Genomic DNA, 21,956 nt, shown 5'->3' with positions numbered 1-21,956 from the left:
TTACTACACACAATGACAACGTGCCTTGGGGCGATAGCGCTGCAGGCTTCTGCTCAGACATTGAGCATCAATAGTACGCAATTCACGAGCCCGGATGACATCGAAGTGTCCTGGAGCTCTGGGCCGGGAAATGGCAAGGATTGGATTGGGCTTTACCCAGCGGGGGTGACTCCGGGAGCGCAGGCGTCCACTGATTGGTTGTACATAGGCGGGACACAGACATCGAAAAAGAAAGGTCCTAAGAATGGTTCGGTAAACTTTACTGGGATTGCCTTAGCGGACGGTAATTATAATGCTTACTACCTGAGTGATGACAGCTTCAATGTCTTAGCAGGACCTGTTAGTTTCAGTGTTCAATCAAGTCCAGGAGGGGGGAGTGCGTCGATTAGTTTAAGTGGGGAAAGTTATGACTTTGATGAGACTATCGATGTTCAATTTAGCAATGGTCCCGGCAATGCGACGGACTGGGTAGGTCTCTATTATGCTGGTGATGTGCCGGTACAAGGGTCACCAGCTCTCCTGTGGAAGTACACCAATGGGACGCAGAGCGGGGGCGGCAGCGCGACGAATGGAACTGTAAGTTTTAGCACACCGGGGTTACAGGTTGGAGATTACCACGCTTACTTTTTTGAGAATAACGGTTATAACGTGTTAGATGGGCCTGTATCATTTTCTGTGGTGGGGACTGCAGGGCCAGCGGTACCTGAGTGGGTGTTATCAAACTTTGAGAAGGTTCACGGTGTGGTCGGAGCGGCATACAGTGGGAAGGTTGGAGCCTATGCATCTGATCCTGATTTAGGTGACACATTAAGTTTTGCGATAGTGAGTGGGCCAAGTTGGTTAAGTTTGGCAGCGGATGGGGGGCTGAGTGGGACTCCGGCAGCGAGTGACATAGGTACTAACACCTTCACGGTGAGTGCCACAGACTTGGGAGGCAACAGTGCCACTGCGACTATGGAGATTGAGGTTTTTGCTAGCGGTCAGGAAGTGGTGGACGAGATTAAGGTTCTGAGTTTCAACCTATGGCATGGGCTTGGAAAGATAAACTACGGTCACCGCAAAGGGATCGAAGCGGTATTGCTATCAGGTGCGGACATTATTGGCACTCAGGAGACTGTGGATAATGTGAGTGGCTCAGGTGTCTACCAGGCTCAGCAAATTGCTGAAGAGTTAGGGTGGTATTACAGTCCAGCAGGAGCTGGTGATAGTGGGATTGTGAGTCGTTATCCGATTGAGAGTGAATTCACTTCAGGCATAGCCAATGGGGTTAAGCTCAACCTTACGCAAGACAAGTCGAAGCAGGTCATTCTTTATAACTGTCATTTGGATTACGTGTATTATGGACCTTATGAGGCGCATGCATCTGGATCTACGGCGCAAAAAGTTCTTAATGAGGAGAAGCGTTCGCAGAGGGATGAGGAAATTGCTGTGATTATCAATGGCATGACGAGTGACTTGAACAACGCTAACAACATTCCTGTGATCTTGACTGGGGACTTCAATGCTCCATCACACTTGGACTGGACAGAGGCGACGAAGTCATGGCATGGGGGAGTTGGGTATGTGGCTTGGCCAACGAGTTTAGCATGCACAGATGCTGGACTCATCGATAGCTTTAGAGCGATGAATCCGAATCCGGCACAGGTACGTGGTGACACGTGGTCACCACTACACGGGGGAACTGAACCGCAGGACCGGATTGATTTCATCTACTACAAAGGTGGGGGGCTGACACCGACTGCATCTAGCACTTTCATGACAGCAGTAGAGGTGACAGTAGGAGCGTGGGGGAGTGATATCACACCTGCGCTAAACAACACTTGGCCATCTGATCACGCAGCTGTGCTTACAAGTTTTAGTGTCAACTAATTGAGGAACATGTGTGTACGGGCTCCTGAATAGGAGCCCGTTTTTTGTCTGATGAAATTTGGAATTAAAGCGTTGGTTGCTATGAATGTGGCAGTGATGGGGGTGAGTGAGGCGCAGACGATTGAGGTGGCTTCGGGGGTGTTTTTTGTTGGTGAAGCAGTTCAAGTGGAATGGAAAGGTGGGGGTGGTCTAGAGGACTGGATTGCACTCAATCCACGAGGAGTAGCTCCAGGGGAATTCAAAGCGTTACAGTGGTGTTATCTGAATGGTTCTCACATTCTTCCTGAGCGTCTGGGGAAATCGGGGCTTGTAAAGTTTAGTGGAGTTAGGCCAGGTGAGTACGATCTCTATCTTTTAGGTGATGGAGCTTATGGGATAGTTGATGGGCCAGTAGTGGTTCGGGTGGCAGAGAAGACGCAAGTTAAGGTGTCGGTGGAGGTGAAGAAAGCGGGTGTGGAGGTATGGTTTGAGAATGCGGAAGCGGGTTTGAACGACTGGGTGGGGATTTATGCGCGCGGGCAGGTACCGGGCAAGGGAAGGCCAGCGTTACACTGGAGTTACACCAACGGCACTCAGCTTGCTAATGGTGTGCGACGCAGTGCGGGAAGTTTGTCCTTTCCTGACTTGATCAAAGATGGTGCCTATGTGGCCTATCACTTTACGGGGGAGGGGTATGGATTGATCTCTAAGCCGGTGGGTTTTTCGATTGGTGGAGAAGTAGAAAGAAGTGAAGAAGTAGAAAAGGGGGGGAGGGCTGCTGGGAGGGCGTCTTTGATTTCAGTGGGGGGAATTAGCATTTCACTGACGAGAGGGTGACTGTGGAAGAGGTTAAGCACTAGGTGTTAGGGTAGTCAAAATGTTGGATGAATGGGTCTAGTATTTCGAGCACGGGATCGAGTTGTTGGGCATAATTTTTCCAACGCCCTGAAGCATTTGAGTAGAGTGGTCGGGTGACATCGTGGTGTGAGGGGGTACTGATGACTGACTGGCGTGAGCGTTCTTTTTCTGAGAGGATTTCTGGGAGCCATTTTAGTTGAAGGAACTGGCAGATAGTTTGGGTTGTTTCATTTGGTCGTGAGATGAGTGCTTCATATTTTGACTCGAGGCTAGCTTGCGGGAGCATGGGCTTGAGGTGAAGCCAATGGCGCATGGTGTCTGCGTAGAACTGGGCGCTTTCTTTGAGTGTGGTGGCGGGGGCGCTATTCCAGTTGAGAGGCACCATGGTAAAGAAGTAGCTTAAGATGGTGTCTCTCGGGTCTCTTATCGGCATGAGAATTGGAGCTTGTGGGAAGAGTCGGATGGCAAGGGGGAGATCGGCAGTGAGTAGAGGGTCTTTTTCTATTAGGTGATGACTGGGTGTATAGGATTTTCCCAGCCAGGCGTTAGTCATCTGGAAGTAGGCTTTTCTACCATCCTCAATTTGTTCAGTATCGAAGTGAGAGATTTCATCAAATGCGCTGGCGGTGTCGGGGGCTTGGTAGACGATGGGGTCGATGAACTGGCTTCTCAGAATGCCGGTTTCATCGGTGGTATGGCAATCGGGGTGGATTTGGAGAATCGATTCTAGCAAGCTTGTTCCGCTTCGTGGGAAGCCCGCCATGAATATGAGCTTCGATGGTGGTGTTAGATTTTGCCAACTTTTGAGGGTAGATATTGTGATACGCTTTGTAAGTTCCCATTGTCGTTGGCGGATGGCATAGGATTGTTGGAGTGCGGGGGTGGTTTGTGGGAGAAGTTGTTTTTTTGCGAGTGTGAGCTGGGTGTAGGCGTTTTCAAACTCACCGAGTTGATCTAGGATCTTTGCGAGTTCGTAGCGGAGGCGCCAGTCGTCTGGGCTTTGGTGTGATGCGAGTTGATGAGTGAGGAGGTCGTGAGCGGCACTGAGTTGGTTTTGGTTCCGCTGAATTTTCGCCATGATATGGACGGCTCTTGGGTGGTGTGGGTTGAGCTGGAGGGCGGAGGTGGCGGCATGAGCAGCATGGTGGTACTGGCGGTTACGGTCGTAGGCGCCGGCGAGCATCGTCAGGGTTGAGGCGTCAGTGGGCGCGAGGGTGGCTGCTTTTTTGAGGTGTTGAATGGTTTCTGAGTACGCTCCATTGTCGAAGAGTTGCTTGGCAGCCTGAAGGTGCGGGGTGGGAGAAGTGAGCGGGAGGGTAAGCAGGGTGGCGTAGTGTTTTTTGGCGGCTTGGATATCATAGTTGGACCAGAGGATCTGGGCGCATTCCATCCGCCACTCTACTTTGTTAGGGTGGGCTGCTATGGCATCTTGGTAGGCGGCGATGCCTTCATGGAGGAAGCCATCGGTGATGAGTTTACGTGCGGTAGCGATCATGGAGCGGTCTCAATAAAAAATTCCCTCTAGCCATCCTAGGCGGACAACTAGAGGGACAACATATGAAAAAAACGAATCTGGTGGGATTTATTTTCTACGGCGGCGCATGGCCATGGCACCGACGCCGAGGCCGATGAGTGCGCTTGTGCTGGGTTCAGGGACTGCGGCAGCGGAGACTTGGTCGAGTAAGAGGTTATCGACGGCGACGTAGCTTGCTGTGCCGGAGTTGAGCGCGAAGGTGAGAGTGAGAGTTTCACCTGAGGCACCTGTGACATTGGGGCTGATGGTGTCGCGTCCACCGGTGGATCTGGTCCAATTGCCAGAGGCTAGGAGTCCACTGCTAGAGCCGGTAATTGACCAATCGACGTCCATCGTACCTCCGCCGGCCCATTCATCGAGGTCGAAGGAGATGATTTGAACTGCATTGCCGGTGCTTGTGGCAAAGTTCCAGCTAGCGTCATGTTGATCGAGTTGGGCGACGGATCCACGTCCATCCCAGCCATTATAGAATTGGGTTTGTCCGGCAGCTTGCCAGCTAATATCGATGTTTGGAGTGCCAGTGAATTCACTACCATTAGATACAGTGAATCCAGTGCCATTGACTGTGGCATTGTCACCATAGGTGTCGGCGATGTTCTCATTGTTAGAGAAGCCATCGAAGGTGAAGAGAGTAGCCGCAAATGCCGAGGGAAGGAGTGAGATACCACCGACGACGAGGTAGGGGGTCCACTGCGTGCGTTTAGATTGCATGATTGTTATTATTTCGGGTTGTAGGGCAGATTCTGTAGTGTTCTGCCACTGAACAGATTAGGGGGGAGGTGAGCTAGGGGGTATGGTCATTTTGGCTAATTGGGGTGCCATTTGGACAAATGTGTCGACCTGACATGGGATCTCCCTTATTTGGTTGGGGATGAATGCGCGTCCCACAATAGGAGTAAGATTACCGGTATGGGCTGGTTCGACGATACCCGTGTTAGAGGGTGTAATGAACTACATGCGCACTCATGGGTTATGGCGGATAGTGACTGAGAATGATTCTTATGGTGAGATGGAGGCGGTAAAGATAGGGGTGGGGTGGGAAGGAGATGGTGTGATTTTATATCGGGCAACGCAGGAAGAGTTAGACGATTTTAAGGAGCGTGGGGTAGCGGTTGTGTTGTTGAGCTCAGAGGGACCTGGAGCGGGTGTTTCGAGGGTTTTACCTGACAATTTAGCAGCGGGGAGGATGGCGGCTAAGCATTTGTTAAGCTTGGGGGTGAAGCATTTTGCCTACCTTGCGCGGGGTGAAACTTTTTACAAAGAACAGGAGTTTGCTCCGGGTATTCGGCTTTATGCACGGGAGCGGCTTGCTGGGTTCAAGTCGGGTTTAGAGGCGGCGTCATACGAGCCACAGGTGCATTATTTGCCGGGATACCCGCTTTGGAAGGAAGATACTTGGAGAGAAATCGAGCAGACGGTGGGGGAGTTTTTAAGCAGTTTACCTAGCACGACTGGGTTATTTGTAGCGGATGACCCGTTGGCGGCGGTGGTGTTGCGTGCGGCCTCGAAGGTGGGGATAGAAGTGCCTCGCGATCTTGCGGTGTTAGGTTTTGGCGATGACCCGAATTATTGCCACGCCTCCTTGCCAGCATTGAGTTCGATTGCGTATCCGGCGAGAGAGGTTGGCTATTGCGCTGCTGAGGAACTGGACAGACTGTTAGGTTCTGAAGAGAGGGGTGCTCAATCGAGCAGGATACCGGTAGAGGGGATACGCAAGAGGGAGTCTACAGACTTCATCGCTATTGATGACGAGGAGACGGCCAAGTTAGTGTATTGGATTCGCTTACACGCGCCGCATGAGCCAGTGCAGGTTAATGATCTGGAGGATCAATCGAAGTATTCGCTGAGTTCGATCAAGGCGAAGTTTCGGAAGTATTTAGGTCGGAGTCCGAAGGATGAGATTAAGCGTGTGAGGTTAGAGCATCTACAGTATTTATTGAAAGACGCGACGGTGAGTTTTACGGAGGTGGCGGACATGATGCAGTTTTCATCGGCGCATGAGATGAGTCGTTTTTTTCTTCGGGAGAAGGGGGAACGGCCGAGTGCTTACCGCGAGCGCTACCGCAAAGCAGTGAAGGAATAATAATGCCAGCTTGCTTCGTCCTGCGTCTCATTTCAATTACGAGGTAGTCGAATGGGAGGCGTGGCACAGAAAAATGTAAGTTTTTGATGGTGGCTTGCATACATCAATAGATGAAGAAGTATTTATTGGCAATTGGGGGTGCATTGGTTGGGGGGATTCTGGGGGTGGCTGCATCTACGGATCGGCCAAACATTGTATGGATTTTTTCGGATGATCATTCCTTTCAGACGATAGGAGCGTATGGTGGGCGTTTATCTGAGTTAGGGATGACACCGAACATTGACCGATTGGCAAAGGAGGGGATGCGTTTTGACCGTTGTTATGTGACGAATTCGATTTGTGCTCCCGCGCGTGCGGTGTTGCTCACGGGGAAGCATAGCCATCTTAATGGGAAGCATACGAACAAGGATCCTTTTGATCACGATCAAGAGAACTTCGCGAAAATTCTTCAGAGGAATGGGTATCAGACAGCGATGATCGGCAAGATTCACCTGCATGGGCAGATGCAAGGGTTTGATTATTGGGATGTGCTGCCGGGGCAGGGGAAATACTATAACCCTGACTTTATTTCAGAGAAGGGGAGAGAGAAAAATACTGGCTATGTCAGTGATGTGATAACAGACAAGACGGTCAATTGGTTAGATAAGCAACGAGACAAGAAGAAGCCGTTTATGTTGATGATGCACCACAAGGCACCGCATCGGAATTGGACACCAGCGGAGAGGCACATGGCGATGTATGAGGATGTGATGATTCTTGAGCCTGAAAATTTGTTTGATAATTATGAAGGGCGGGGGGCGGCAGCGCGTGGTCAGGCGATGAGCATCGCGAAGTCGATGGGCTTGAAGTATGATTTGAAAGTTGGCAAAGGGGGGCAGTTTGAAGAGAGGACGGCAGCATTTGAGAAGCTTGAGTTGAGTGGTAACGCCTTAGTGAAGTGGAAGTACCAAACGTATATGAAGGACTACTTGCGGTGCATCTGGGCTGTGGATGAGAGCGTCGGGAAAGTGTTAGATTATTTGGAAGCATCTGGATTAGCAGAGAACACGGTGGTGATGTATAGTTCGGATCAGGGGTTTTACATGGGGGAGCATGGTTGGTTTGATAAGCGTTTCATGTATGAGGAATCGTATCGGACTCCATTGTTAGTGAGATGGCCAGGGAAGGTAAAAGCGGGCAGTGTGAATGAGGACTTGGCGCAGAATTTGGATTTTGCGGAGACATTTTTGGACATTGCTGGGGTGGAAGCACCTGATGAGATGCAGGGGGAGAGTTTGGTGCCCTTGATGGAAGGAAAGGTGCCGGAGGACTGGCGCAAGTCCTTGTATTATCATTATTATGAGTACCCGGGAGCGCATAGTGTGCGGCGTCATGAGGGGGTGTCAGAGAAGCGCTTCAAGTTGATTCGCTTTTATGGCAAGAATGTGCCGGGTGGTGAGGAATGGGAGTTTTACGATTTGGAGAATGATCCCGCGGAGATGAAGAGTGAGTATGCCAATCCAGAGTATGCGGCTGAGGTGAAGCGTCTGAAGAAAGAGCTTCAGAGGCTACGCGTGTATTATCGGGTGCCAGAGGAAGGTTAGTGTGGAAATTGACAGGTATACCATCTCTCGACTCGGAATAGACGAATGGAGTGTGGTTGAGTCTTGTGAAGATTGTGCTTCGCGATTTTAGAGTAAATCGGATTATCTTCCAGAATGTCATCGTTGTCATTCAGTTCTGATGCCCACATCAGGCCTTCACTCCGCCTTGATATTCTGCAAGCTCATTCCGACCATTCGTCCATTCCGTTTCGCTCAATGGTGTTATTTCCGATTGTTATGATGGGTGGTCACTTGGTAAGTAAGCCAGATGAAATGGATTTTGATGGTGCTTGGGCTGGTTTGTTTGGCGCGGGTGCAGGCTGAAGATTTGATTGGGTATTTACCGAGTTATCGGGTCAACGAGCAGGCGTTGAGAGCTGCAGGGGGGTGCACGGATGTGGTGTATTTTGGCTCTGAGATGCAAGCAGATGGAAGCATCCAGTTGCCCGAGGGAGCAAGGAAGCAACTCAAGCAGCTGCGCAAGGTCTGCAAGTCAAAGCGGGTGCGGATGCATTTGTGTATTGGTGGTTGGGGAAAGGATAAGCATTTTGCTGGGGTGACAAGCTCTGAGGAAAAGAGATCTCATTTTCTTGGTGAGCTCAGAATGTTAGTCGAAGAATTTGATTTTGTGGGTGTCGACTACGACTGGGAATACCCGAGGACTGAGGCTGAGATGCGAGGTTTTGTGGCTCTGTGTGAGGAGACAAAGAAGGGATTGGGGAAAAGGTTCATGGTCACCGCAGCGTTTCATCCCAAGCACGATATTCCCAAGGCATTGTTAGATGCATTGGATCGGGTGCACTTGATGACATATGACATGGGTGGAAAGCATTGTGCGATCGAGCACTCGGAGAGAGCGATTCAGAAGTGGAAAGGCAAGGGGGTGGATGGCGATAAAATTTGCACGGGTGTGGCATTTTATGCGCGCAAGTTAGATGATAGGAATCAGGTGAAAACCTACGCTCAGATGCGCGAGGAATTTGGGCCAGATGTCGCCAAGAAAATGCCACAAGGGGGGTACTTTGGGGACAATGTGACGAGCTGTGAAGCGAAAGCTGCTCTGGTGAAGAAGGAGAAGATTCGGGGGCTGATTATCTGGGAGATTGGGCAAGATGCGGCGGGTGAAGACAGTCTGATGCTGCCGCTACAGCGCGCTCTGAAGTAGTGTGTTATACGATCTCTCGACTCGGAATAGACGAACGGGGTGTGGTAAAGTCCTGTGAAGTTTGCGCTGCGCGATTTTAGAGTAAATCGGATTATCTTACCGAATGTCATCGTTGTCATTGAGTTGTCCCGCGCGTGCGGGACGCCTTCACTCCGCCTTGATATGCTGCAAGCTCATTCCGACCATTCGTCCATTCCATTTCGATCAATGGTGTTAGAATGTGCCTGTGACGCTTTCGCAGCCGTTCGTGGGGAGCCAGCAGGTGGAGCCGTCGAGGAGTTTGGCGTGGAGCCAATCGCCACGGGTTTCGAGGGTTTGGAATTCGGTGCCAGAGTGGAGTGGGGTGGTGAATGCATTGTCGTAGATGAGGCCATTGCCTTTTCGTGCGATGAGTTCTTTTTGGACGATGACGCCATCGATTGTTTGGTCCCATCCTTGGAAGGTGGTGGTGAGTGAGATTGCGAAGATGAGAGTGAGGGCGGCGGAGGCGCTGAGGCTGATCCAGATCCATCTGTGGCGGTGATGATAGAGAATGGCAGCGAGGAGACTGAAGCAGATGAGGTTGGCTAGTCCGCAGATCCAGAGTCGGCTTTGGAAGCTCCAATGGTGCCAGAAGAGGAGGGATTTTTGTATTTTTTGGAAGCGTGATTCAGGGAGTGCATCGATGGTAAGGGATCTGAGGTAGTGGAGGTTATGGAGGGTGTTTTGGTGTGTGGGATCGATTCTGAGTGCGCGTTGGTAAAATAGGGCAGCTCTGCCGTGGTCACCTGAGGAGAAGTAGGTATTGGCAAGGTTCATGTTGAGGTCGGCACTCGGGTGGTTTTTGGCGAGGAATTGGTATTTAAGAATGGCACTTTGGTAGAGCTCTTGTGCAGCGGCGGGCTGTGACATTGCGAGGAAATTGGCCTTGTCGAAATCAGCATTTGCGCTGGAGTAGAGTTGCTCTGGAGGGTGTACTAACAAGTCTTTAGTAGCAGCTGATAGGCAGGTGATGAGGCTGATGAGTATGAGAAGGATTGGCTTCATAGGTGCGGAGGATGTGCTTACTTGAGGGCTAAATGGATGCACTTTATGGAGGTGATCACTTGTTGATGTAGCTCAGGGGAAAGAGCGGTTGGGGGGTGAGTGCTGAATTGATTCTGACTTGCTTGTGTATAGAGAGTTTGGATGGGGGTGAGGTCGCAATGGCAGCCTCGTTGTTTCAGGGTGTGCATGATCTCATCGATGGTGTGGGCATGGCTTCGCAGGCCAAGGGAGTCAGCGAAAAATGTCCTAACAGAATCAGCTAAGGTGTGATGATCGATGTTCTTTGAATGAGAAGTGATTTTGAAATTGTGGTAGGCGCGTTTGGCTTTGGCTTTAGCTGGGTGGAAGTGGTGGAGTCGATGCATTCGGGTAGTGATGGCGAATGCGACGAAGGCGGCAGGGGGAAGTGTGAGGGCGAGGATGAAGGTGAGTGATCTGCGAGAGCTGGTATCGGTGAGGGCTGAGGTGTGGTTGGTATTATGGCGGATACCGCGTGGATTTTTTACGATTTCGTTACGCAGGGTTTGATTGCCTGAGAGTTGTGCATCGTAGGCGGTGGCGATGTCTGCGGCCTTGACAGTGATGGGGATGGGAGGGGATTCAGCGACTGCGTATTGTTTTGTTTTAGGGTCGAAGTAGGGGAGTCTGAGTGAGGGGATGGTGGTGACGTCTTGGGATTTTGGACGGACGGTACGGATGAATGTGATGGAATTGTTGTTGATACGGCCAGCGGCTTGTTTGTTAGGGATGGCAAATTGGCGTTGGAATGCGATGAGTTTGTTAAGTTCTGGGAGCTCTGCGAATTCGGGGAAGTCGACATTTTGGATTTTGATGGTGAGGGTGATGGGGTCGCCGGCTGCGACAATTTTAGGAGCGGCGGTGACGGAGAGTGTGCGGGATCCGACTTGGCCATGGAAGTCTTGGGGCATCCCGGTTTCGGGAAGTGGAAGGATGTGAAGCGATTGTGCGGGAGAGGTTATGTAGTATTGGGAATAGGCATCGCCATCGACTTGGTCAAAGAAGTTGTTATTGAAGTAGCTGGGGTAATTGGTTTGCCAGCCACGGATACGCTTTTTGTGATCTGGGGGATCGACATAGGAGGCGAGTAGGCTGGCTGATGGGATCGTTTGTTCCCCTGGTTTTGAGGCACGTGCGACTTTCTCAAAGCTCACCGTATTGAAGAAAAGGTCACCAGATTGGTAGGAGCCGTGGCGTGCGATGAGGCGGGTATGAGAGACGGGAAGTCCGATGGCTGCCTTATCATTACCATCGATAGCATTATGGGGTGAGCGGACTTGGAAGTGGCTATGGTAGAAGAGTGGGAAGTTTAGGTCGAGGGCTCGGAAGCCGATGAGTGGGAGTGGTGACTTCCATTGGTAGTGGATTCTGAATGGTTCACCGACGTAGAGGTTTCGTTGGGGGAGGTCGCGGGTGATAGCGAGTCCGGGTAGCTTTTCAGGCTCTTTAACGAAGAGTGTTTTTTCTTCATCGATGAAGTGCGTTTTGCCATCGGCGGTGAAGCTGAATGGGGGGAGTGTGCAGTGGCCTGGCTGAGTGGGGATCAACTTATAGCGGAGGGCGATGCTGGAGTGCGAGATAGAGTGGCCTTTGGCAATTTCTAGGAATTGGATTTGGAATACATCTGACTCTGGTGGGGCGTCAGCTTTGACCTCTTTAGCGCCCTCGATGAGGAATTCGTAGACGAAGGGTTTGCCGGTATAGAATGCTTTCTCTGGGGTGGAGGCATGGATACGCAGCTCTGCATGGGCAGAGGCGAGGCTGAAGAGCAGGGAGAGAACAGCTTTACCAATCTTTTTCAACGGAACTTCCTTTCTTATTGGCGCTCTTTGCTTGGCGCGCTTGTTGTAATTCTTGGCTCATACGAATGATATCTTCAGGGGTGTTGCTAGGAGGGGGGAGTTCGAGGGAATTGAGGTCGATTTTGCCTGCTTGCATTTCGCCGGCTTCCCCTTCTTGTCCTTGTTCTGCGTCTGATGGTTCACCTTCGCTCTCTTCACCTTCGTCCGAGCTTTCACCTTCTTCATCTTCGTTAGAGGCATCGTCTTGGTTTTCTGAATCGCTGGCAGCTTCTGGGTCTTGGGGCAGAGCAAGGAGGGCAGCCTCGAGGTCAGCCTGAGAGGCGCGTGCGTGTTCGAGCGGTTGAGTGGGAGCTTGGTCGAAGTGGGTGAGGCTTAATGCTTGGTGCTCGATTGCTCGCATGAGGTGGCTACGCGCGTTTTTGAGGGGGCTGAGGGAGGGGTCGAGTCCATCGAAATGCGTGGTGTGGTAGTCCTGCATCGCTTGGTCGGTATCGGAGCTAGTTTGCTTGATGGATGTTTGTTGGGTTTTCCAGCTTTCTGGCAACTGTGTTGGGGCTTCAGTGGGGATATTGTTTTTTTGTTGTTCGATGAGTGCGAGCAAGGCTGCGCGGATTTTATCGAGGTCAGCTTGCATTTGCTTGCGCTTTTCTTCTTCATGCTCGATGCGTGTTTTGAGTTGTTTGCGCAGGGTGCGGGCGAGTTCGTTATTGATACCCGCAGGTGAGTGAGACCGGTCATAGTCGAGGACGATGCGGTAGTGCTGGATGGAGTGTTCGATGTGGGTGAGTGCGTCGTAGGGGGAATTTGCGTGGAGTGCGGATTGGTAGTATGCGTTGGCGAGGTTATAGCGGAGTGTGAGGCGGGTGGTGGCGCTGGAAGATTGCTCGAGTGCTTGTTGGTAGTACTCGATGGATTTTTCGAATTGTTGGTTACGGTAGGATTGGTTGCCGAGCTTGAAGAAGTCGGAGGTGTCGGCACTGGCATGGGTGATGAGAAGGGTGAGGATGATGATGGCGCTCTGCAGTGCTTGGTGGGGGTGTGCGCGCAGGCGGCGGTAATGATGGGGGGTGAGCATCATGAGGGAGAGCAAGAGCAGTGTGAGGCCAATGAACCAATGAAATATCTCTTCATAGACCATGACGCTCTCTTCGGCGAGTTGTTGGGTGTCACCACTGGCACTAAGTTTTGCATAGATTTCGTCGAGTTGCATTTTACGTGTGTCGACGGGGATGTAGGCGGCGTGTTGGGTTTGGTCGACGAGTTGGGAGATGAGTTTAGCATCGAGTTTACTCCAGACTTCGGCACCTTTATACATGAGGAACTCTGAGGTGGCATTGGAGTAGGGGTTGGGGATGCGTGCCCCTTGGTTGGGGTCACCGAGGCCAATGGCGATGAGGCGCACTTGGTTTTTGTTGAGTTGTTCGATGGCGGCCTGCATGCCATCGCTTTGGTCGCCACCATCACTGAGCAAGATGATATCTTTGTAGCCACGATCCGTATCTGAGAAGAGTTTATCGCATGCTTTGAGAAGAGCGTCGCCAATGCGGGTGCCACCGTGAGCGACGCTGTTAGGACCGGCTTTATCGAGGCTCTCGAGGAAGAATCCAGTGTCGAGAGTGAGCGGGCATTTAATAGAGGAGGAGCCAGCGAAGACAATGAGTCCGACGCGGTGGTTTTCGAGTGATTGGACGCAGGTGGCGATGGCATCTTTGGCTGAATCAAGCCTGTTAGGGAGCAAGTCTTCAGCAAGCATGCTATTGGAGACATCCAGCAGGAATACGACGTCACGCCCCTCGCGTGCGATCATTTTAGGTTGTGGGTTGATAGCGGGGCGGGTGAGGGCGGCAATGAGCGAGAGGGTAGCGAGGATGAGGAGGACGAGTCTCCATGGTTCCATTGAGAAGTATTCGGAGCGTCTTCCACGGACGCCAGACCCGAAGTGTGCGATATCTTTTTGTTGGAGTTTGCTACGCCATTTGAAGACAGCAACCAGTACTGGTACGATGAGTAGCAGCAGAAGCATTTCAGGTTGTTGGATGATGAAATCAGGCATCGTTGGTTTATGGTGAGACTCTCAGGATGGTGGCATTGAGCAGGTAGCGGATGAGCAAGAGGGCGAGTGCTGCGAGAGCGAAGGGAGTGAAGTTATCTTCAAGGTCACTGAACTCGACTTCTTTGAGTTTTGATTTTTCGAGTTCATTGATTTCCGAGTAGACGGACTGGAGGGAGTGCATGTCATTTGCTGTGCGGTAGACACCGCCGGTGGCGAGCGCCATTTTTTCGAGTGTTTGGTCAGACTCTGAGCGGGTTTGAGGGCGGAAGAACTTGCCTTGTTGGGTATTCACGAGGCGTGCGGGTTTGGAGTCTTGGAGGCTGATGGTGTAGATTCTAATTCCCCATTCTTTGGCCATGGCGGCAGCCTGGAGGGGCATGTGTTCACCGCAATTATTTTCGCCATCAGTGAGGAGGAGGATGACTTTACTTTTGAGAGCATTGTCTTTGTCTTCCTGTGCTTTTAGCTGGGCGGCGGCGAGAGCGGTGGCGTCACCGAAGGCGGTGCCATCTTCATTGGGGCGATCGTTGATGTGGAGCTCGCGGATCATGTAGACGAGGGCATCGTGCCCGAGGGTGAGTGGGCAGACATTATCAGAGTAGCGGGCGAAAGAGATGATGCCGATCATGTCGTCTGGTCGGCCTGTAAGGGATTTCCCATCACCAGCGACAAATTGTTCCATGACGAGTTTGGCGGTTTCCATGCGCGTCATGGGGCCCTCTGGGGTTTCGATGTCCATGTCCATACTGCTGGAGACATCGACTAACATCTGGATGGCGATTCCCTCTCGGTCTTGGCGGGAATTGGTTGTTTCTACCTGAGGTCTGGCAAGGCAGGTGATTAGGCAAGCGAGTGCTAGGTAGAGGCAGAGTGGTGGAAGAAAGAGCAGGTGTTGGCGCCAGGTTTTTTTAGTGTCTTGGAAGATACTGAGTGAGGAGAAGTGCACGGCTTCTTGTTTCCGCAGTCTCCTTTGGTAGAGCCAGAGAAGTGGCAGGGTAGTGAGGAGCCAGAACCAGGATGGTGTGGCGAAGGTCATTGGCTAACCTCCTTACTTATCACAAGCTTTGGGAGTGTGTGTTCGAGTTCCTCGAGAAGGCTGAGGCAAGTACCGGGGTCAATGGGATCTCGGCTGTAGAGTAGGCTTTGGTACTGTGCAATAAGCGCCCTTAGCTTCTGAGTGCTTGGGTCTTGTGGTGCTAGGGAGTCAAGCAATGCTGAGAAGTCAAAGCGCGGTAGAGAGAGGGCACGTACGTCAGCAGCGAAGGCGCAGAAGGTGGGCTCGAGGGACTTTAGGATGGTGGCATCGTCGAGTTTTTTGAGTGCGTGGAACTTGCGCCTGAGGCGCGGGTCGGGGGAGTGAGCAGTTTGCGCCTTTTTGAAATGGTAATGCAGCGACAGGAGAATGATGACGAGGAGAAGTAGGATGGGGAGCCAGAGAGAAGGCGTGTCTTGTTTCGGTGTGGAAGGAGGCTCTTCTTGGATGTCTTGGAAAGTGAGAGGGGTAGAGCCTGCGACGGAACGCACAGTGATGGGTTGGCGGGGGGTGGTGAGGGAGAATGTTTTTTTGTTAGGTGAAGTGGCGGTGAAAGTAATCTCTGGGAGAAATGTTTTTCCAGGCAAGTCAGGTTCTAACAACACATGATAGATGTGTTGAATTTTTCCATCTTGATTGAGTGTTGGAAGGGTGTTTTTGAAGTTTGTGACTGAGAGGTCTCCGAGTTGTGGGGGGAGATCGAGGGGTTCAAGTCTAAGCTCTGGTTGATGAGTTAGGAGGATTTCTGTGTGGATGCGTTCGTTTGATTTGGGGGTAAGTGAGGAGAGTGTGATCGCGACATCGAGTCCCTCAGCACGGGTGTGTGAGGTATGGGGTGTGGGGGGGGATTGCGTGGGAGTTCTGCTACAATGCGTGATGAGCGAGCAGAGGAGCAGGAGAGGGGTGAGGGTGATGAATATGCGTTTAGGCATCGGCACTGCGGTGATTACGTTCTCTCAGGAACTGAATGATTCTGAGTAGGTAGTCTTCTTCGGTGCTGATAGTCAGCAGATCGGCCATGGCTTCATGGCAGAGTGTGCGGAGTTGGGATTGGTGTTGTTGGGCGCGTTGGGCGACTTTTTTTCTGAGGATGGGGTCTTGGGTATCGATGGTGAGGATTTTTCCGGACTCGGAATCCCGCAATTCTATCATCCCACTATTTGGGAGTTGTGATTCACGTGGGTCGTGGACGGCGACGCAGCTGAGGTCATGGCGGTGGGCTGAGTCTTTGAGGGCGTCAGCGAAATTTGAATCGAGGAAATCGGAGAAGAGGAATGCGACGCAGCGTTTGCGGCGGACTTGGTTGAGGTAGTTAAGGGCGTTATGGATGGAGGTGCCGCGGGTACGGGTTTGGTGTCGCATGATGAGGTCGATCATGCGCATGACGTGGTTTTTACCTTTGCGGGCTGGGAGGTGTTCTTCGACATCACCGGCGAAGAGAATGAGACCGACATTGTCATGGTTATGGGCGGCAGCGAAAGCGAGGAGTGCGAAGATGCGGGTGAGGGTATCGCGTTTGGTGGCAGTGCCGCTGCCGAAGTCTGATGAACCTGAGAGGTCGATGAGGAAGTAGAGTGAGAGCTCTCGTTCTTCCATGAAGGTTTTGACATGTGGGGCGCCGGTGCGCGCAGTGACATTCCAATCGATGGAGCGGACGTCGTCTCCGTGTTGGTAGTTGCGGACGTCTTCAAACTCTATCCCCATACCTTTGAAGGATGAGCGGTATTCTCCGGCGAGCATCTCGGTGACAGCCATTCGGCTTTGGACCTGGATGTGACGGATTTTGTTCTCGAGTTCCTTTTGGTTGAGCATGTGGAATGAGTTGGTAGCTGCTAGGCTTCGTGTGGCACGGTCTCGATGTTATGGAGAATTTGTTGGATGATCCATTCGACGTCTTTTCCTTCCGCCTCGGCTTTATAGGTGAGTGAGATACGGTGGCGCAGGACATCTGGGGCGATCCATTTGACATCGTCTGGGGTGACGAAGTCGCGGCCTTCGAGCAAGGCTTTGGCTTTGGCGCCTTTGATGAGGCAGATGCTTGCGCGGGGGGAGACGCCGTGGCTGATGTAGGGAGCGAGCGAATCGAGTTGGTATTTTGAGGGGTGGCGTGAGGCATCGACCAGTCTGAGGACGTAGCGTTCGAGTGTATCGGAGGTGTGAATATTATCGAGCGTGCGTCTCATGGTGAGGATATCCTCGGCGGTCATGACGGGCTGAGCCTCAGTTTTGGGGGCATTGACGGACATGCGCTTCATGATGGTGTGTTCTTCTTCGATGGTGGGGTAGCTCACCATGACTTTGAACATGAAGCGATCGAGTTGGGCTTCAGGGAGTGGGTAGGTGCCTTCTTGTTCGATGGGGTTCTGGGTGGCCAAGACGAGGAACGGCTCTTCTAAGGCGTAGCTTTCTTTTCCGATGGTGACCTGCTTTTCCTGCATTGCCTCGAGCAGAGCGGATTGGACTTTCGCGGGGGAGCGGTTGATTTCATCGGCGAGCACAATGTTAGAGAACACGGGACCTTTATGCGGGGTGAAATCGCCACTTTGTTGGTTGTAGATGAGGGTACCGATGAGGTCGCCAGGGAGGAGGTCAGGGGTGAACTGGATTCTGCTGAAGTCGACACCAAGCGTTTGCGCCATGGTGCTGACGGTGAGCGTTTTTGCGAGGCCGGGGACGCCTTCGATGAGGACGTGGCCATTACAGAGGAGGCTAATGAGGAGTCGATCGACGAGACCGCTGAGTCCGACGACGACTTGGCTGATTTCGTGGCGGACTTGACTAAGCTTTGCGTTCTCGGATTGGAAGGATGGAGCCTGAGTTGTCATAGGGAATGGAGCATGGGTACCACGGGCGGAATGGAGATCTATCGTGGTATACGTGGTGTGGATGGCAATTAGGACAGCGACTATGACAAAAATGGTCCGAGATAACGAAAATAAAATGGTCGTTCGTTAAGGTGGGGGGGATGTGTCTGGATTTTGGATTTTGGATTTTGGATTTGTGAAATCGCAGCATTGTTTTCAGTTAGCGTTGTCTATCGTCCTATTTCTCGCTTAGAATCAGGCTGATGGGATTCCGCGGTTTTAGTGGTGAATCTAGATGTGATGGCCCTGAATTCGCAGTAGCACCAAATCAGAAGGAAATGAGAGAATTACTTATATGTTTAACGTTATTATGTGTGTCTTGCTCTCAATTTATTGGTGTGAAATCGGATGCAGATTCAAGGATTATGCTCACTATCGAATCCTCTAATGTTGAAGCAGAGCAGACAGAAATAGTTATCAATGAGCAGGATTCGAGTCGACTTAAAGAACTACTGGAATCGTTAGATGAAGTAAAAATATGCGTTGATAGTAGAGCTAAGGAGGCTTCCCCATTAATCTCTCGCTCCCATGGATCTGCTAATTTAGAGTACTTGGATAATGGTAAGTTATTCTATTTACAAAAAGATTTGTCCATCGATGGGTATTTACTGAATAGAGGTGATAGAGAAGAAGTATATAGTATTATTAGGAAATACACCCTGCATTACGACTAGTCTGTTAGTAATGCTCAATATGAAATAGCATGTGGGGCTTCTAGAACAAGAGTAGCTGAGAGGGGGGGATTAGGTCTTGCGGTGTTGTTTTGCTATCAATGTGAATAGGTTTTATTAGGTGGAAAATTCCTTTTTACTTCTTTTGTTAAGTTAGATGCAATCGATTGAGGGTTTTAAGAAGTGAGATCATCTTAATTAGGTAGTCTACCTCAGGTTCTAAAAGTATATCCAATCGATCGCACCGTGGTGATAATTTCAGGGTCGTGGGGTTTGGTTTGAATTTTTTTTCTTAGAATTGAAATATGTTGATCTAGGGTTCGGGAGTCTGGGAAGTAGTTGACGCCCCAGCATCGGTCTAGGAGTGTGTCACGGCTAACAGGGGCGTTGGCCATTTCATGAAGTAGCGAGAGGATATTAACTTCGCGTGGTGTGAGGTCTATGGAGACATTGTTACGTTCGGCTCTGAGTTGTTCTGGAAAAATCGTTAGATTTTTAAGAATGAGTGTTTCATGAGAGTGTTGTGGTTTAGCTCTGCGGAGGGCTGAACGGATACGGGCGAGGACTTCGTGAGCGGAGAAGGGTTTTCGGATGAAGTCATCGGCTCCGAGGTCGAGGCCAGCAATGACGTCTAGTTCTTGATTTTTGGCTGAAAGGAAGAGTATAGGGGTGTGAGGGTCAGTTTTACGGATGGTTTTACATACCTGGTATCCGTCCATGACAGGCATCATGATATCGAGGCAGACTAGGTCAGGTTTTTGATTTTTCCAGAGGTGAATAGCTTCTTGTCCGTTATTGGCTTTGATAGGGGAGAAGCCTTCGAGCTCTAGGAGTTCGGCGAGGGAATCGAGGATGAGCGGATCATCATCTGTGATAAGAATTTTCATGAGAGGTGGGTAGGAGTTTTGAGTGTGAAAGTGTTGCCACTTTCATCACTTGTTAGGGTGAGTGATCCTCCGAGGAGTTCTGCGAGGTCTTTACTAATTGCGAGCCCGAGTCCGGTTCCTGAGGACCCTTCGTTGAGTTCAGCTGAGAGGCGTTGGAATGGGAGGAAGATGGAATCTGAGAGGTCTCTGGGAATGGGGGTTCCTCGATCTTTCACTAAGATAGTGATAGAGGAATTTGAGTAGGAACTTTTGATATATAAGTAGTGGCCTTGGTAGGCGTGTTTTTCTACGTTAGATATTAAGTTGCCTAGGATTTGTTGGAGGATGTCTGGGTCGGATTTTACTGGAGATGGTGTATTTAATTGAGTGTGGATATTGACATTTTTACGTTTCAGGGATGGGGTAAATTGTTGGAGGGTTGAGGTGATAATTTGATTGGGGTTACAGGGTGTAAGGTGGATGCGGAGGGTGTTGCTTTCTTTTTTTGATGAGGTGAGTACATTTTCGACGAGTCTGGTGAGTCGGGCCACTTCTTGCTTGACGTTATTAAGTTTATCGCGAGATTCTTTAGGGTTGGAGTGTATTTGTCGCTCAGCGAGTTCGAGGTTAAGGAGGATATTGGTAAGTGGTGTACCGAGTTCGTGAGAGAAACGGTTGACGAAGCTAACTTTTTGAGTTGCTAGTGAGAGGGTTTTTTTCTGATTTTGATAGGTGATGAAAGCGAGTGATAGGAGAGTGGTTGCTAGAGTGAGGCCGGTGATGAGTGTGGGGACATGGGTGGATGTGACCCAGTGTACGGAGTGCCAAGTTTGGAGTTTCCAATCGCCAAAGATGCTAGGGTGAACGACAATGTCAGCGGTTTTTGCTAATGTTTCGATATTGAGTATGCTTACGAATGGGGAGTCATCGAGTGAGAGTTGGAATTGGTAGTTGTCATTGGTGAGTAGTGGAGAGGTTTTTTGAAGGTATTGCGCGAGGTGGCGGGTAGCGATATTTTGGAGTTGTTGGAAATTGGTGATGATGGCAATGGATTGGTTTTCGTTTATTTGGGTGAGGTGGAGGGCGTGCGTTTTTTTAAGGTTGATGATGAGCTGGTTATTTTGAGAAGTGGGGTCTTTAAGCCAAGATTGCTTTAGGTAAAAGGTGGGTTGAGTTAGAGGGGTGAGAGAGTTATCGAGTGCGAGTGTGGGTCTATCGTTGGGGGAAGAGGTAAAGAGTTGGAGGATCTGTGGAGTTTGGTTATTTTTTGATTCAATGAGGAAGACGGCCTCAATTGTTTCGATTTTATTGGCTTGCTCTGAGACGCTATAGAGTCTGTTTTTAAATGGCTGATGAGCGAGAGAGTTAAGTTTTTGTAGGTAGATTTTTGATAGATTATTAGATTCTAGTATGAGTAAATTTACGAGTGGGTCGAAGGTGTCATTGGAAATATTTTTAACGGTTTCTACTTTACGTTTCGACAGGGTGAGCGAGGCACCAGCGAGAGCGAAGGCAATGAGAGTGAGGGCAATGAACTGTAATCTAATTTTGCGCATAGAGGGTATTTAGGAGTTTATCACAGAGTAGGAGGGAAGAGCTTAGTTAATTTTTTACGCATGGAGTATACTGAATGATGAATTAGAGTTTTTTAGGAAAAATGGGCACCTCAGCAAGGTCGTGATGCTGACGAGCGGAGGGGCCACAGAGGTTAGTATATTCAAGTGAGGGGACAGCGCGAATAGGAGAAATGGGGAATCAGATAGTTCACAGCAGGCTAGGATGAGAGCGTATCATTATTAGATTTCAGTGATAGTTAGGAAATACAGCCAGACTTTTCCTTCTGAATTGGAATTTGAGTTTTGAGGTTGGTAGCTGGAGAGGAAAACAGGTTTTTTATTAGGAGCTGAGATTCTTGTGGCCTGGTATTGAAAATTTTCGACATGACCCGGAATTGAGTGGTTTACAATGATGTCCGAATTAATCGTGGCGGCTACGGACCAGGTGCCATTTTCAAATGCGGTTCGGGTTTCAATCGTGTCTGAGGTTTTCAGCATGGATTTGAGGTCGGCTTTTTCCTCAGTTTGGTTGGGTTGAGATCTCTGAGATCTATAGATTACAAGTTCTTGATCAGATGCTTTAAAGGCGATCACTTTTTCGATTGTTGCCTCGCCTGACTCGAGGAGTTTGATGCTGCCGTTGTAGATTTCACTATCGTTTTTTTTCAGTAAGTGGAAGGCTGTTGAGAGAGGTAGAGAGACAGCTGTGATGGACACATTGACTTTAAGTTCCTCGGTGGGGGCAGGGGTGGTTTCTTTTTTGTCGAATGGGGTATTTTGAGCGACCAGGGTCTTGGTTAATAGGAGGGCGAGACTGCAGAGGAGTATGGTTGTTTTGTTCATAGTGAGGGTATTATGCATGGTTAGAAGAAGGGCGTGTCTAAGTTCTGTAAAAAGTGACTTAGATTTTTCTTCTTAGGGTCCTAACTAAAAAAAGATAGAATGAGAAGAGAGGTGAGGCCGCGCCATGGTTGCTGGTAAGCTCATGGCTTATGA

The 21,956-nt window shown here is 50.4% G+C and carries 18 protein-coding genes; 6 read left to right on the top strand and 12 right to left on the bottom strand.

The genetic code is table 11. The features are described from left to right. The first annotated feature begins 12 nt into the window (after positions 1 to 12). Complete coding sequence (locus ACFSW8_RS12490) at positions 13 to 1,869, top strand: endonuclease/exonuclease/phosphatase family protein (RefSeq protein ID WP_377178389.1); 1,857 nt, start codon at positions 13 to 15, stop codon at positions 1,867 to 1,869. 51 nt (positions 1,870 to 1,920) lie between these two features. After that, positions 1,921 to 2,685, top strand: coding sequence for a hypothetical protein (locus ACFSW8_RS12485; RefSeq protein WP_377088243.1), 765 nt, complete (start codon positions 1,921 to 1,923; stop codon positions 2,683 to 2,685). A 19-nt stretch (positions 2,686 to 2,704) separates the two neighbouring features. Here ACFSW8_RS12485 and ACFSW8_RS12480 read toward each other — a convergent pair whose 3' ends face one another. Both ACFSW8_RS12480 and ACFSW8_RS12475 read right to left on the bottom strand, forming a co-directional pair. Beyond that, the gene (locus tag ACFSW8_RS12480) at positions 2,705 to 4,201 is read right to left on the bottom strand and encodes a tetratricopeptide repeat-containing sulfotransferase family protein (protein WP_377088245.1); all 1,497 of its coding nucleotides are present in this window, start codon (positions 4,199 to 4,201) and stop codon (positions 2,705 to 2,707) included. Positions 4,202 to 4,288: 87 nt separating this feature from the next. Further along, positions 4,289 to 4,951, bottom strand: coding sequence for a PEP-CTERM sorting domain-containing protein (locus ACFSW8_RS12475; RefSeq protein ID WP_377088247.1), 663 nt, complete (start codon positions 4,949 to 4,951; stop codon positions 4,289 to 4,291). 220 nt (positions 4,952 to 5,171) lie between these two features. Here ACFSW8_RS12475 and ACFSW8_RS12470 point away from each other — a divergent pair, with 220 nt between their 5' ends. The 3 genes from ACFSW8_RS12470 to ACFSW8_RS12460 all read left to right on the top strand — a co-directional run bounded on the left by ACFSW8_RS12470 (position 5,172) and on the right by ACFSW8_RS12460 (position 9,071). Next, entirely contained in the window at positions 5,172 to 6,323 is a 1,152-nt protein-coding gene (locus tag ACFSW8_RS12470; RefSeq protein ID WP_377178387.1) for an AraC family transcriptional regulator, read from the top strand. 110 nt (positions 6,324 to 6,433) lie between these two features. Further along, positions 6,434 to 7,906: a sulfatase family protein gene (locus ACFSW8_RS12465; RefSeq protein ID WP_377088252.1), complete on the top strand. Its 1,473-nt coding sequence runs from the start codon at positions 6,434 to 6,436 to the stop codon at positions 7,904 to 7,906. 268 nt (positions 7,907 to 8,174) lie between these two features. Further along, positions 8,175 to 9,071 (top strand): glycoside hydrolase family 18 protein, encoded by an 897-nt coding sequence (locus ACFSW8_RS12460; RefSeq protein WP_377088255.1) that lies wholly within the window; start codon positions 8,175 to 8,177, stop codon positions 9,069 to 9,071. 213 nt (positions 9,072 to 9,284) lie between these two features. On the opposite strand, the gene ACFSW8_RS12455 is transcribed toward ACFSW8_RS12460, so the two are convergent. From ACFSW8_RS12455 to ACFSW8_RS12425, 7 genes are read right to left on the bottom strand one after another with little or no spacing between them, the layout of a single operon-like run. Beyond that, positions 9,285 to 10,097: a tetratricopeptide repeat protein gene (locus tag ACFSW8_RS12455; protein ID WP_377178385.1), complete on the bottom strand. Its 813-nt coding sequence runs from the start codon at positions 10,095 to 10,097 to the stop codon at positions 9,285 to 9,287. Positions 10,098 to 10,114: 17 nt separating this feature from the next. After that, positions 10,115 to 11,917 carry a BatD family protein gene (locus tag ACFSW8_RS12450; protein WP_377088258.1) on the bottom strand — a complete coding sequence of 601 codons (1,803 nt, stop codon included), beginning with the start codon at positions 11,915 to 11,917 and terminating at the stop codon, positions 10,115 to 10,117. Then, positions 11,901 to 13,970, bottom strand: a complete 2,070-nt coding sequence (locus ACFSW8_RS12445; protein ID WP_377088259.1) for a VWA domain-containing protein — start codon at positions 13,968 to 13,970, stop codon at positions 11,901 to 11,903. Before ACFSW8_RS12445 ends, ACFSW8_RS12450 begins: the two co-directional genes overlap by 17 nt. 7 nt (positions 13,971 to 13,977) lie before the next feature. After that, positions 13,978 to 15,006 carry a vWA domain-containing protein gene (locus ACFSW8_RS12440; RefSeq protein WP_377088261.1) on the bottom strand — a complete coding sequence of 343 codons (1,029 nt, stop codon included), beginning with the start codon at positions 15,004 to 15,006 and terminating at the stop codon, positions 13,978 to 13,980. Beyond that, entirely contained in the window at positions 15,003 to 15,935 is a 933-nt protein-coding gene (locus ACFSW8_RS12435) for a hypothetical protein (protein ID WP_377088263.1), read from the bottom strand. Before ACFSW8_RS12435 ends, ACFSW8_RS12440 begins: the two co-directional genes overlap by 4 nt. Then, positions 15,928 to 16,815 (bottom strand): DUF58 domain-containing protein, encoded by an 888-nt coding sequence (locus tag ACFSW8_RS12430; protein WP_377178383.1) that lies wholly within the window; start codon positions 16,813 to 16,815, stop codon positions 15,928 to 15,930. Before ACFSW8_RS12430 ends, ACFSW8_RS12435 begins: the two co-directional genes overlap by 8 nt. Before the next feature lie 20 nt (positions 16,816 to 16,835). Further along, entirely contained in the window at positions 16,836 to 17,828 is a 993-nt protein-coding gene (locus tag ACFSW8_RS12425) for an AAA family ATPase (RefSeq protein ID WP_377088264.1), read from the bottom strand. A 404-nt stretch (positions 17,829 to 18,232) separates the two neighbouring features. Here ACFSW8_RS12425 and ACFSW8_RS12420 point away from each other — a divergent pair, with 404 nt between their 5' ends. Continuing rightward, complete coding sequence (locus tag ACFSW8_RS12420) at positions 18,233 to 18,541, top strand: hypothetical protein (protein WP_377178381.1); 309 nt, start codon at positions 18,233 to 18,235, stop codon at positions 18,539 to 18,541. Positions 18,542 to 18,750: 209 nt separating this feature from the next. Here ACFSW8_RS12420 and ACFSW8_RS12415 read toward each other — a convergent pair whose 3' ends face one another. The 3 genes from ACFSW8_RS12415 to ACFSW8_RS12405 form a co-directional block, all read right to left on the bottom strand. After that, positions 18,751 to 19,425 (bottom strand): response regulator transcription factor, encoded by a 675-nt coding sequence (locus ACFSW8_RS12415; protein ID WP_377088268.1) that lies wholly within the window; start codon positions 19,423 to 19,425, stop codon positions 18,751 to 18,753. Continuing rightward, positions 19,422 to 20,960 carry a sensor histidine kinase gene (locus ACFSW8_RS12410; protein WP_377088270.1) on the bottom strand — a complete coding sequence of 513 codons (1,539 nt, stop codon included), beginning with the start codon at positions 20,958 to 20,960 and terminating at the stop codon, positions 19,422 to 19,424. The genes ACFSW8_RS12415 and ACFSW8_RS12410 overlap by 4 nt, the downstream gene beginning before the upstream one ends. A 240-nt stretch (positions 20,961 to 21,200) precedes the next feature. Beyond that, positions 21,201 to 21,803 (bottom strand): hypothetical protein, encoded by a 603-nt coding sequence (locus tag ACFSW8_RS12405; RefSeq protein ID WP_377178379.1) that lies wholly within the window; start codon positions 21,801 to 21,803, stop codon positions 21,201 to 21,203. Positions 21,804 to 21,956: the final 153 nt, after the last annotated feature.

It is taken from the genome of Rubritalea tangerina, from assembly GCF_042683245.1.
Classification (GTDB): Bacteria; Verrucomicrobiota; Verrucomicrobiia; order Verrucomicrobiales; family Akkermansiaceae; genus Rubritalea; species Rubritalea tangerina.
The sequence above is the reverse complement of the archived record's forward strand: the minus strand, read 5'-3'. Positions and strand labels throughout refer to the sequence as shown.